The 12,358-nt window shown below is 59.6% G+C and carries 13 protein-coding genes; all 13 read right to left on the bottom strand.

What is annotated here, in order from left to right; genetic code table 11:
• Positions 1 to 146: 146 nt before the first annotated feature.
• Positions 147 to 356: an efflux RND transporter permease subunit gene (locus tag RBB47_RS31010; protein WP_371932770.1), complete on the bottom strand. Its 210-nt coding sequence runs from the start codon at positions 354 to 356 to the stop codon at positions 147 to 149.
• Positions 357 to 482: 126 nt separating this feature from the next.
• Entirely contained in the window at positions 483 to 1,379 is an 897-nt protein-coding gene (locus tag RBB47_RS11545) for a 2-oxo acid dehydrogenase subunit E2 (RefSeq protein WP_305985947.1), read from the bottom strand.
• Between the two features lie 10 nt (positions 1,380 to 1,389).
• Positions 1,390 to 2,838 carry an NAD-dependent succinate-semialdehyde dehydrogenase gene (locus RBB47_RS11540; protein WP_305985946.1) on the bottom strand — a complete coding sequence of 483 codons (1,449 nt, stop codon included), beginning with the start codon at positions 2,836 to 2,838 and terminating at the stop codon, positions 1,390 to 1,392.
• 19 nt (positions 2,839 to 2,857) lie between these two features.
• Entirely contained in the window at positions 2,858 to 4,189 is a 1,332-nt protein-coding gene (locus RBB47_RS11535) for a biotin/lipoyl-containing protein (protein WP_305985945.1), read from the bottom strand.
• Positions 4,179 to 5,177: an alpha-ketoacid dehydrogenase subunit beta gene (locus RBB47_RS11530; protein ID WP_305985944.1), complete on the bottom strand. Its 999-nt coding sequence runs from the start codon at positions 5,175 to 5,177 to the stop codon at positions 4,179 to 4,181. Before RBB47_RS11530 ends, RBB47_RS11535 begins: the two co-directional genes overlap by 11 nt.
• Positions 5,177 to 6,196 (bottom strand): thiamine pyrophosphate-dependent dehydrogenase E1 component subunit alpha, encoded by a 1,020-nt coding sequence (locus RBB47_RS11525; protein WP_305985943.1) that lies wholly within the window; start codon positions 6,194 to 6,196, stop codon positions 5,177 to 5,179. Before RBB47_RS11525 ends, RBB47_RS11530 begins: the two co-directional genes overlap by 1 nt.
• Before the next feature lie 52 nt (positions 6,197 to 6,248).
• On the bottom strand, positions 6,249 to 7,544 hold the full coding sequence (locus RBB47_RS11520) for a Xaa-Pro peptidase family protein (protein ID WP_305985942.1): 1,296 nt from the start codon (positions 7,542 to 7,544) through the stop codon (positions 6,249 to 6,251).
• 118 nt (positions 7,545 to 7,662) lie between these two features.
• Positions 7,663 to 8,109 (bottom strand): DMT family transporter, encoded by a 447-nt coding sequence (locus tag RBB47_RS11515; RefSeq protein WP_305985941.1) that lies wholly within the window; start codon positions 8,107 to 8,109, stop codon positions 7,663 to 7,665.
• Positions 8,110 to 8,112: 3 nt separating this feature from the next.
• Entirely contained in the window at positions 8,113 to 8,892 is a 780-nt protein-coding gene (locus RBB47_RS11510) for a glutathione S-transferase family protein (RefSeq protein WP_305985940.1), read from the bottom strand.
• A gap of 5 nt (positions 8,893 to 8,897) precedes the next feature.
• Positions 8,898 to 9,929, bottom strand: coding sequence for a branched-chain amino acid ABC transporter permease (locus tag RBB47_RS11505; RefSeq protein ID WP_305985939.1), 1,032 nt, complete (start codon positions 9,927 to 9,929; stop codon positions 8,898 to 8,900).
• Positions 9,930 to 9,931: 2 nt separating this feature from the next.
• Entirely contained in the window at positions 9,932 to 10,810 is an 879-nt protein-coding gene (locus tag RBB47_RS11500) for a branched-chain amino acid ABC transporter permease (RefSeq protein WP_305985938.1), read from the bottom strand.
• An 11-nt stretch (positions 10,811 to 10,821) separates the two neighbouring features.
• Complete coding sequence (locus RBB47_RS11495; RefSeq protein ID WP_305985937.1) at positions 10,822 to 11,550, bottom strand: ABC transporter ATP-binding protein; 729 nt, start codon at positions 11,548 to 11,550, stop codon at positions 10,822 to 10,824.
• Positions 11,550 to 12,293, bottom strand: coding sequence for an ABC transporter ATP-binding protein (locus RBB47_RS11490; RefSeq protein ID WP_305985936.1), 744 nt, complete (start codon positions 12,291 to 12,293; stop codon positions 11,550 to 11,552). The genes RBB47_RS11495 and RBB47_RS11490 overlap by 1 nt, the downstream gene beginning before the upstream one ends.
• Between the last annotated feature and the right edge of the window lie 65 nt (positions 12,294 to 12,358).

Below are 12,358 nucleotides of genomic sequence, written 5' to 3'. Positions count from 1 at the left end.
ATCGACACCTCCCGAAAAAACCGAAAGTGTTACCTATGTGTCCGGAACGCTTTGTCACCTATGTCTCAGGTCGGGCACCAAAACAATCCAATTGTGTGAAAGCAGGACAGACGAGTCGCTAGTTAAGCAACTCTTTTTCTTTACAGTCAAAGGACAACTATCTTCTGAAGCACCTTATCCGAAAAGGGTGACTTTCCGAGTGCCTGCCACATTTCCGGCTTGGCGCTTTTTGCAAGCGTTGGCGGAACCACGCCTCGTCTGAAGTCAAGCGGTGTCATCACGATTGGCCGCAGGCGGTTCCGCGCCGCTCGAAAGGCTGCATTCCGATGGTCCAAAGTCTCGGTTTCCACCTGCATGCGGATGCGGCAATTCTTGCCAAACAGTTCGATTTCAAATCAACTCAGCGATGGCCTGACGAGTGGACACGACAGTGTTTTCAAAAGACTTTCATGGTTCAATCCACGCACAAAGACGAGCCTAGATTAAAGCAGCAAACGCCTCGGCTCCTTTAGAAGTGTGCAATAGTGGGTCAGGAATCTCGCTGCATCCGCTCCGTTGATCACCCGGTGGTCGTAGCTAAGGTCCAGCGGCACCATGGAAACGGGAACAAAGGCATCGTTCTCCCAAACAGGGACGGTTTCTGTTCGCGTAATGCCAAGGATCGCGACTTCGGGCGGATTGACGATCGGGGTAAACGCTGTTCCGCCGATGCCGCCCAAGTTGGAAATCGACATTGACGCCCCGCCCATTTCCTCAGGCCGGATCTTGCGCCCCTGGGCCCGCACGGCAAGATCGGCGATGTCGCCCGCAATCTGCCAGAGACCCTTCTTGTCGGCGTCGCGCACGACCGGAACCATCAGGCCTGCCGGCGTGTCCACTGCAACGCCAATATGGATATAAGATTTCTGGTAAAGCGTTTCCAGGTCTGCACTGAGCGACGTATTGAATTTCGGATTGGCCTTCAGGCAGGCAGCCAGCGTCTTGACGTGAAAGGCAAGCGTGGTCAGCTTGATGCCACGCTCGACCGCCTCTTCTTTCAGTCCGGCCCGCAATGCCTCCACCTTGCGAATGTCCGCGCGGTCGTGATGCGTCACCTGCGGAATATGAGCATTGGCAGAGGCGAGGTTGTCTGCAGCGATCTTCGCCATACGGCTGACCGGTTCATCGCTGACGGGGCCATATTCGGAATGATCGACGTCCCAGTAGCGCGTGCTTGCCGCTGGCCGTACGTTGGCCCCGTCTCCGGCTCCGCCTGACAGATATTGATCGATGTCTTCCTTTGCGAGGGTCTTTCGGCCGCTGACGCCCGCAACCGCATCGAGGTCGACGCCAAGACGGCCCGCGTAGGAGCGCACCGATGGAGACGCGATGTAGTTCATCTCACTCTCCCTACCAGCTCGCAGATATGTACTGGGTTTCCATGAATTCCTGCATACCCTCATGTCCGCCTTCGCGGCCGAGACCCGACTGTTTTGTGCCGCCAAACGGTGCCGCGGGATCCGACACAAGGCCGCGGTTAAGGCCCACCATCCCATAGTCCAAACGCTCACAGACCTGAAGCCCGCGCTTCATGTTCTCCGTGAAAACATACGCGACAAGACCGTATTCCGTGTCGTTGGCGCGGCGGACGACGTCGTCCGTGTCGGTGAATGTCTGAAGCGCGGCGACCGGTCCGAAAATCTCGTCATGAACACAGTCTGCGGTCTCGGGGACATCCGTCATCACTGTCGGCGGATAATAAAAGCCCCTGCCGCCAGGAAGCGCGCCGCCAAGTTTAATCCTGGCGCCCTTCTCAACCGCGTCCTGAACAAAGGCGGCGACCTTTTGCTGGGTGTCCCGGTTGACCAGCGGTCCGACATCGACGTCCGGGTCGAGGCCGCTGCCGACCTTCAAAGCGCCCATGGCCGCCGTGAATTTTTCGGCAAAGGCATCGGCTATATCCTCATGGACATAGAAGCGGTTAGCCGCCGTGCAGGCTTCTCCGAGGTTGCGCATCTTGGCGAGCATGGCACCCTCCACAGCAGTATCGAGATCGGCATCTTCGAACACGATCAACGGGGCGTTGCCGCCGAGTTCCATGGCGGGTTTGAGCACCTGGTCAGCGGCGGAGTGCAGCAGCTTGCGTCCGACACCCGTGGACCCGGTAAAAGAGACCACGCGCACGCGCGGATCATGCAGGAGATGATCTACCAGCTTCCCAGATTGCTTTGTTGGCAGAACGTTGACGAGGCCCCTCGGAACACCGGCTTCTTGCAGAAGCGGCATCAGGGCGAGCATGGTCAAAGGCGTTTCCCGTGCCGGTTTGATGATAACCGGGCAACCTGCGGCCAGCGCCGGGGCGATCTTGCGGGTGCCCATGGCAGCAGGATAGTTCCAGGGCGTCACCAGGACCGCAATCCCCGCAGGTTTGTGCTGAACCATGATCCGGGCCCCTGAAGCCGGCGCATGCGTGATCAGGCCGTCGGCACGCACCGCCTCTTCTGCGAACCAGCGGAAGAATTCGGCGGCGTAGGCCGCCTCACCGCGCGCATCCGCGCCGGCCTTGCCGTTTTCCAGCGTGATTAGACGTGCAAAATCGTCGAGACGTGCCGTCATCAGCTCCCAGGCTTTGCGCAGAATTTCAGACCGCTCGCGTGGTGTTCTGCCCGCCCAGTCGGCAAATGCAGCTTCGGCGGCGTCCAGCGCAACGTCCGCGTCGGCCAACTCGGCCGAAGCGACACTCGCAAGCACCTCTTCCGTTGCGGGATTGAGAACGTCAAATCGCTCACCGGACGATCCCGGGCGCCAATCGCCGTTGATGTAAAGATCGGTGACATAATCTTGAGCGGCGTAATCCATGATCGGTGCCTTTCGTTCGTCAGAGCAGCTGGCGGAGCGGATCAGCCACCCGCTCGGCAAATCCGTTGGCAAGCGCCAGCGTGGCTTCACCAGACAAAGTGTCGCCGGCGCATTCGCAGGTTAGTGAAAACGTCTCCCCCCGACCGCACACGCTTAGAACGGGAACCGCTTCGCCGCCTAGCTGAATGGAGGTGACTGGTGACGCGGCGAGATCCCGTACAATCAGGCCGGGCGCCCGATCTGCATCTACCGGTTCAACCTGCCCAAAACCACTCAGGTCCGGGTCGAGATAGGTGCGGCTAACGCCGCGCGCTTCCGTTCCGATAACGATTTCGCCTGCGTTGACCGTGCGTAGCGCAGCCGCCGCAAAGACCGCCAGGACCGTTTCGCGGCGGACGGGATGTCCGAGTTCGTCCGACAGCCAGGACAAGAAGCCGTTCAACTCCGACGACTCGACTTCCGCAGTCACGCGCCGGGAAATCGCAGTCGCCACAGCGGCAACAGGCGCGGTTTCTGCGGGTAGCGCCTTCAGGATTTCCAAGTCTGCGACATGATAGGGCTGCGGATAGCCCGCCTTGATAAGGCGGTCCAGATCGAGACCTTGTTCCCTGGCCAGCCGCTTGGCCTTGGGCGAAGCGAGAAGTTTGTCGCTGGAGCTGGCAATTGCCCGAGCGAGCCCGGGAGCAGATGTCGAAGGTGTCGCAGCCAGGGTCGCGTCAACTGCTTCAGCGGGTTTCGGGTTTGCGTCTTCCTCCGGCTGGCCACTTTTGGTGGACCGTTTTACCGGTGCCTCCGGTTTCCGCGCGGAAATGATGGCGATGACATTTCCAACCGGAACGTTTTCACCGGCCTCGGCGAAGATTTCGGCAACATATCCGTCGTACCCGGCAGGCACTTCCATGGCGCTCTTGTCGGTTTCCACTTCCAGCAGGACGTCATCCGCTGACACCTGGTCGCCCGGCCGTTTCGCCCAGGAAATGATAAGACCCGTGTCCTGGGCCATGCCGAGTGCAGGCATGATGACCTTGTCGCCTGCGATCGCTTCCTGCTCGGGGGCTGGTTCGGGCGGGCTTTCCGGTTCTTGGGAGGCGGACGCCCCGCCCTCGCCTTCGGGTGTTTCGGAGATCGACGCGATGATCTGACCGACCGGCACCTCGGCGCCGGCCTCGACGGTGACGTCGGTCAGATAGCCCCCGGACTGAGCTTCGACTTCCATGGCAGCCTTGTCGGTCTCCACTTCGAAAAGGACGTCCCCTTCCTCGACAGCCTCGCCCGGCTTCTTGTGCCAGGCGAGAATCTGGCCTGTGTCCTGAGCCATACCGAGCGCGGGCATGATCACATCATGCGGCATGAACAAGCTCCCCACGGCAGATCCGGCGGGCGTTTTCAGCAACGCCTTCAGACGTTGGAACCGTCAGGTCCTCCAACGCTGGAGAGAAGGGAACCGGGACATCCATCGCTCCCATCCGGATCACCGGGGCGTCGAGATGATAAAACGCCTTCTCGCTGATCCGCGCGGCGATCTCCGCGGTCACGCCGTAGCTCTGGTGGCCTTCGTCAATAACGATGGCGCGCGAGGTCTTGCGCACGGAGTCGATGATCGTCTGTTCGTCGAGCGGCACGATGGTGCGCGGGTCAATGACCTCGGCGCTGATCCCCTCACGTGCGAGGGTTTCGGCCGCTTCCTCGGCTACCTGAACCATGGATGACGTGGCGACCAGGGTCACGTCGCGGCCTTCCCGCTTGATATTCGCCTGGCCGAAGGGGATGAGGTATTCTTCCTCCGGCACCGGTGCCTTGTCCTGGTACATCAGCTTGTCTTCAAAGATCACGACCGGATTGTCGTCACGGATCGCGGTCTTCAGCAGGCCCTTGGCCTCGTAGGCGGAAGACGGCATCGCCACCTTGAGGCCGGGAATATGCGCCACGATGGCCTGAAGCGACTGGCTGTGCTGGGCGGCGGAGCGCCGGGTCGCGCCCATGTTCGTTCGCAGAACCAGCGGTACCTTCAGTTTGCCGCCGGACATGTAATGGGTCTTGGCGGCCTGGTTGCATAGCTGATCCATGACCAGATAAAGGAAGTCGCCGAACATGAGGTCGACAATCGGCCGGGAGCCGGTCATCGCAGCTCCGACGGCCATGCCCATGAAACCAGGTTCGGAGATCGGCGTGTCGATGATCCTCTCCGTTCCGAATTCTTCGACAAGGCCTGACAGGACCTTGAAAGGGGTTCCGGCTTCCGCCACGTCTTCTCCTAGCAGAAAGATCGTCGGATCGCGGCGCATTTCCTCGGCGATGGCTTCGTTGACTGCCTTGGACAAGGTGATTTCGCGCGTCATCAGCGGGCTCCTCTGAGGTAATCCAGGGCGTGGTCGACGCCGGCAAAGACATGCATGTCGACTTCCGAGCCGTCCGGATACGGGGCCTTGAGGGCATAGTCGACCGCCGCCTCGGCATCGGCGGCAATGTCGTTGTCAATCGCCACAAGTTCTTCGGCGGTAAACATCTTCTGGTCGATCAGCGACTTGCCGAAATTCGTGATCGGATCGCGGATGTCTTTCCACTCCGCCTCTTCCTCCTTGGTGCGGTAGTAGTCTCGGTTGATATCGCCGACGTGGTGACCGTGGTAGCGATACGTGTCGAGTTCGATAAAGAATGGCCCCTCGCCCTTGCGGCAGCGACCCGCAAGCCGGCTGGTCAATTCATTGACGGCAAGAACATCCTGACCGTCCACCTGGAATGCCTCGATGCCGAAGGCTTCGGCACGTTTGACGAGCGACCCGGCCGCGATTTCGTCCGTCTTCGTATATTCGCTGTAACCGTTGTTTTCGCAGGCATAGATGACCGGCAGCTTCCACAGGGCCGCCATGTTCATGACTTCGTACCAGAGGCCCTGTGCCGTTGCGCCGTCGCCGAAGAAGCAGACCGTGACGAAATCCTTGCCGAGCCTCTTGGCAGACAGAGCGGCACCGGTGGCAATGCCCATGGAGCCGCCGACGATAGCATTGGCGCCCAGATTGCCGTTGGCCTGGTCGGCAATGTGCATTGAGCCGCCTTTGCCCCTGCAATAACCTTCTTCCTTGCCGAGCAACTCGCAGAACATTTCCCGGAAATTTGCACCCTTGGCGACGCAGTGGCCGTGCCCCCTGTGCGTTGAGGTGATCCGGTCTTCGTCCGTCAGAGCCTCGCAAATGCCCACGGCAACCGCCTCCTGGCCGGAATACATGTGGGTCAGGCCCGGCATCTTGGCGGACAGATACAGTTGGTTTGCTTTGTCCTCAAAGGCACGAATGCGGACCATCTGCTTGTACATGCGCAGATAGTCTTCGGTGTTGTGCTTCTTCCTGGCGGCGCTCATGTTTCTGCCTCGAAAAAATTCCGGCCCCGAAGGGCCGGGTCAGGTGGGGAGGTTAGTATCTGTTGGCGATGGGCAGTTCCTCGGCCGGGAAGAGACTGATGACCTCCACGCCGGTGTCGGTGACAACGACCTCTTCCTCGATCCTGGCCGCCGAATAGCCGTCGGCCGCCGGGCAATAGGTCTCGAGCGCGAAGACCATGCCGGTCTTGATTTCCATCGGATGCTCCAGCGAGACCGCACGCGAAATGATGGGCCGTTCGTGCAGCGCCAGCCCCAGTCCGTGACCGAACTGAAGTCCGAAGGCAGCGTCTTCATTCGGAAACCCGAATTCTTCGGCCTTAGGCCAGACCTTGGCCACCTTGTCGGTCGAGACACCTGGCCTGATCATTTCGATGGAGGCGTCGATCCACTCGCGAGCTTTGACATAGGCATCGCGCTGCGCAGGCGTTGCACGTCCGATGTTGAAGGTCCGGTAGTAACAGGTCCGATATCCCTGATAGGACTGAAGAATATCAAAAAATGCCTGATCGCCAGGCCGGAAGTACCGATCGGTGAAATTGTGCGGATGCGGGTTGCAGCGCTCGCCGGAGATGGCGTTGATCGCCTCCACATCATCCGAGCCCATCTCGTAGAGCATCTTGTTGGACAGGGCGACGATATCGTTCTCGCGCACGCCCGGTTTCAGCTCCTCATAGATCATGTGATAAACGCCATCGACCATGGAGGCCGCCTGCGTGAGAAGCTGGATCTCGTCCCAGTTCTTGATCTCCCGGGCCGCAAGCATGATCTGCTGGCCATCGATGACATTGAGGCCTTCTTCCTTAAGCGCATGAAACATGGACGTCTCGGCGTAGTCGACTCCCACCGGCATGTCGGCCATACCTGCATCGCGGATCAGACCCGCGATCTCCCTGGCATATTTACGCATCAGCCCGAACTCCGGCGGGATCGTCCCGCGCATGCCAACAACGCCTGCGCGGCAGTGGTCGGGTTCCAGCCAGTCGGAGAACTTCTTGTGATGGACCGCAGCGGAGCCGAAGTCCCAGACGTAAGGGCTGTCATCACCGGTTAAAAGGCAGAACCGGCACATCTTGTCGCGCTCCCATTCGCCGATCTTGGTGGCCGAAACGTAACGGATATTGTTGACGTCGAAGAGCAACAGCGTGCCTGCCGGCGATGATTTGAGAGCCTGGCGTGTGCGGCTCAGGCGATACCGGCGCAAACGGTCGTGATCGATGCGGCGTTCGAAATCCACCGACGTATGGCCCCAGGCCGGAAGACGGCCTTCCCAACGCCAGTGGGGCTCCAGATCCTGCGGCGTCAAAATGTTCGGGGTCAGTGCATTCATGGGGTACCGTCCTCTCCTGGTCGGGTTCAGCCAGCTGAGTGGCGTTGATTGTCTTTAATTTGCCTTGGACAGTGCCTCGACAGCGAAACCGTCCAAATTGGATGAATTTCCATCTTCGTCACCATTTCGTGACTATGATTGCGCCCAGCAGCACCAGCATGATGCCCAGTATCCGCATAACCGAGATCTCCCGGACCTGGAGGCCGAATGCGCCGTAATGGTCTGCGAAAACCGACCCGATCAGCTGCCCCGCGACAACGCAAACGAAGAAGATCAACGCTCCTGTTACAGGTGCGATGACCACCCCGCCCGTCACGAACAACATGCCGACCAGGCCGGACAGAAAGACCCACCAGGGGACTGCCGCCAGCGTTTCACCGTTGATCCGGCCAGCGCCGGTTATGCCGAGAACCAGCAGGATCAGCGCCAGCGCGACCGCAATGGAAATCGCGGAAGCTCCGAATGCCGAGCCGATCGATCGTGCAAGCATCGCGTTCATGGCGGGCTGCGCGGATATCGTGGCTCCCAGAAAGATTGCAGCCATGATGTAAGGAAATGCCTGCATGGTTCACGCTGCGCTCCCCGGCTTTGCGAACCGTTCGGCCAGGTGCGGGTACTTTTCGGTCAAAAGAGAACCGAAATAATAGGTTTTCCCAAATGCCGGGGTTGCCCGGATCGCTTCGAACCAGCGCGCGACGCCAGAGTGGGCGTCCCAGAGCGTATCCATGCCAATATCGTCAAGCCGAACGATAACAGGCATGATCGAAACATCCGCGAGCGTCATCTTCCCGCCCATGATCCACGGCCCGCCGGAAGCCTGAAGCCAGTCCGCCGTGCGTTCAACCCCGCGCCGGAGGCGTCCCGTGGCCTCGTCCATTTCCTGCTGCGGGAAGCCTGTCCGTCCCATTTTCATCAGGAATTCCCGGCGGAGCGGCTTTGAGTCACACAGAGCCTGAAAATCTTCCTCGCTCATTGCCCGGAAATGCGGAAGAAAGGCGAGATTGTAGCTCGGCACCCGAACCGCGGGCGTCGGCACCTCGTCAATGAAACGCATCATCGACCGCATTTCCGCCCGTGCCACGGGATCGGCCGGGCTGAGCGCCGGATCTGGGCGGGTTTCGTCGAGATATTCCATCACGACGGCGCTGTCGATGATCACCGCCCCGCCGTCCTCAAGCGTCGGGACCACGCCATTCGGGTTGAGCTGAAGATAGTCTGCTTTCAACTGATCGCCGGAGAAGAGATCAAGCCTCTTTTCCTCGAACGGCAAGCCCTTTGCGTGGAGCGTATAACGCACTCTTTGGGAGCAGGTGGATTGCGGCGCGTTGTGGAGCGTAAGTTCGGTCATGACCATCAATCCCAGTTCAGCACTCGTGGCAGCCTGCCCGCTTTGGCGAGGGTGCCGACGATCCCCAGGGGGAAAAACATCAGCACCAGTGCCATGATCAGACCAGTCGCCAGAATGTTGATTTCCGAGGCACCGAGCGTCGCCACAAAGAACTCGTTGAACGCCAGGATCAGGATCGCGCCGATGACCGGTCCGGCAATTGTCCCCTTGCCGCCCAGAATGCACATCAGCACCATGTAGACGCTGACCAGAATGATCGTGAAGATATTCGGGCGAATGTAAGTGAGGTATTCGCCCCAGATGGCACCCGCCATGCCGACGAAGGCAGCGGAGATTGCAAACGCAAGCTGTTTGTAGAGCCGTGTGTTGATACCTGCGCTTTCGGCCTTGATCTCGTCTTTCGAGATGGCCCTCAGGCCAAGGCCGAACTTGGAGTGCTTGATCTTGTAACAGGCCCAGACCGTGAAAGCGGCCAGAAGGACGAAGGCGTAGTAGTAAGGCAACTTGGCCCACTGCACGGGCAAGTCATTCGCCGGCAATGCGACGCCATTGGCGCCGCCGACAAACTGCCAGTGATCAAGCAGGATCCGCGCGATCATCACCAGCGCCAGCGACGAGATGATAAATGACGGCCCACGGGTCTTCAGCATGATCTGCCCGAGGAGGAAACCGGCAGCTGCGCACAAGAGACCGGCCAGGGGTGCAAGAATGATCGTCGAGACGCCGTAGCGCGCGAAGATCATCCCGGCGAAGTAACCGCCAATTGCAAAGAACACGTTGTGGCCCAGGCTGATATAGCCCGTAAAACCGCCCAAAACGTTCCAGCCGGATGCCATCGTTACGTAACACGCGGTGAAGAGCACCAGATGCAGCAGATAGTTGTAGTTTCCGGCAAATTGCAGAGCGGGCAAGATCAGGAGCACGGCCAGCAGGGTTACCGGAAACCAGATGACGCGTGTCTTGTCGTGAGCACTGGCGAGCTTTGCATTGTGGGCTTCGCGAGCCTGAAGGACGCTTGATGTATCGTTTATAGCCATGGTCACGCGAGCTCCGGCTTCTCGCCGAACAGACCTTGTGGCCGGATCAGCAATACGAGGAAGAGGGCGAGGAAGAAGGTCATTGTCGACCAGGTGGCGCCGAAGATGTCGCCGACAAAGGCAGCGACCACACTCAGCATGAATGCAGCCAGCACCGTGCCAAGGATAGACCCCATGCCACCCAGAACAACGAGGCTCATGAGGATGGCGATCCATTCCCAGTGTTTGGCCGGGAAGAAGGAAAACACGAAGGACACGAGGGCGCCGGCCGCGCCGGCAAGACCTATGCCTATCGCGAAACTTGCCATGGCGACAAAATTGACGTTGACGCCCAGCAGCTCGGCGGCTTCGCGATTTTGCGTCGTTGCCCGGATCGCGTAGCCGAAACGCGAATACTTAAGGAACAGCGACAGTCCGCCGATGATCGCTAGCGACACAAGCCCGGCGTAGAGTTGCCCCTTGGGTATGAAGACGTCACCGATGAAAAACGCATCGGTGGCGTAACTTGGCGACGTAACGCGCTGGGTATTGGTAAACGCGGTCCCGAGCGCCCCCTCCACGATCATCGCAAGAGCAAACGTCAGCAACACGGTCATCTGCGTGTATTTTGCCGAGTTGGCATCCCGCTCGAACATCAGCTTGTAGATGACGATCCCCACCACGGCGAGTACGAAGGCGGCGACGGGAAGCATGATGAGTGGGTCGATTCCGGCCAAGCGGAATCCCCAGTATGCGATATAGGCACCGGCGACTATCAGCGCGGGATGCGCAAGGTTCACGATCCGCATCACGCCGAAGATGAGGCTCAATCCGGAGCCCATGAGCGCAAAAACGCCCCCTAGAGCCAGGCCGAGGATCACGGTTTGAATGATGTCTGCCATTCTTTCCTCCGTCAGGCGGCTTTCTTGCCGCCGAGGTAGAGTTCCTGGATGCGGGGATCGGCGAGCACTTCGGACGACGGTCCCTCAAAGAGGGTCCGGCCCAGGTCGAGCACGACACCCCAGTCCGAATTCTTCAGTCCCATCAGTGCGTTCTGTTCAACCAAAAGAATGGTTATGCCTTCGGAGGCCATCATCTTCATGATGTCGAACATCTCCTGCACGATCTTCGGAGCGAGGCCGAGCGACGGTTCGTCAAGCATCACGATGTCGGGCTTAATGATCAGCGTTCGTGCCATGGCAAGGGTCTGCTGCTGGCCGCCGGACATGGTGCCGGCCTGCTGATCCCGGCGCTCACGCAAGATCGGAAAGCGTTCCTCGATCGCATCAATACGGCTCTCGAGATCCGACTTGTCGGCCAGCGAGTAACCGCCCATGCGCAGGTTTTCGCGAACCGTCATCTTCGGGAACAGCGCTCGCTCCTGCGGAACGAACGCGATGCCTTTCTTAAGGATCTGGTCCGGGCGCAAGCCCTTAAGGCTTTCACCCTTCAACCGCACATCGCCCTTGCGGATCTTCAGCATCCCGCAGATTGCTTTCAACAAGGTGGATTTGCCTGCCCCGTTCGGGCCTATGATGCAGTGGACCTTGCCCGGTTCGACGTTCAGATGCGCACCGTCCAGGATGGCAGGGCCATCGCCGTAGCCTGCGGTCAGGCTTGTGACTTCCAGCAAATCGGTCATCAGGCGGCCTCCTCCAGAACACCGCCCAGATAAGCGTCCAGAACGGCAGGATTTTCGCGAATTTCGGAGGGCTCGCCTTCGGCGATGACCTTGCCCTGAGCCATAACCACGATCCGGTGGCTCAGACGCATGATCAGATCCATGTTGTGTTCGACGATCAGCACCGTCATGCCGCGCTCGTTGAGTTTACGGATGTCGGCGACGATTTTTTCAAGAAGCGACGGGTTCACGCCGCCCGCGGGCTCATCGAGCAGGATGATCTTGGGATCGCTCATCAGGAGCGCGGCCAGGTCCATCAGTTTCTTCTGGCCGTAACTCAGGTTCGCGCCGTCTTCGTATGCGATGCGGGTGATCCCCAGGAAGTCGAGCAGGTCCATCGCCTTGTCGATTTCATCGGCGCTCATGGCCGGCTTCAGCATATCGCGCCAACCATGCACCTTGGACTGTGCGATGATGTTCTCCAGCACGGTCATGTCGGCCAGGTTCCGGCTGATCTGAAAGGTCCGGCTGAGACCTTTCTGGGTGATCTTGTGGGGACGAAGATGATCAATGCGCTCACCGTCTAGCCAGACTTCGCCGCTGGTTGGGCGCGCGGTTCGGCTGATACAGTTGAATGCAGTGGTCTTGCCGGCCCCATTCGGGCCGATCAACGCGGTAATCGTGCCTTTTCCCACCGTGAAGCTGCAGTCATCAACGGCCCTGATGCCGCCGAAATACTTGCACAGGCCCTTTACCTCGAGCATGGCTGTTCCTTTCGATACATCTGAAAAAGCCGGGCCGGCGGCCTCGCCGGCCCGGTAGTCAGCGA

The organism is Roseibium sp. MMSF_3544, assembly GCF_030732845.1.
In the GTDB taxonomy this organism is placed as follows: domain Bacteria; phylum Pseudomonadota; class Alphaproteobacteria; order Rhizobiales; family Stappiaceae; genus Roseibium.
The sequence above is the reverse complement of the archived record's forward strand: the minus strand, read 5'-3'. Positions and strand labels throughout refer to the sequence as shown.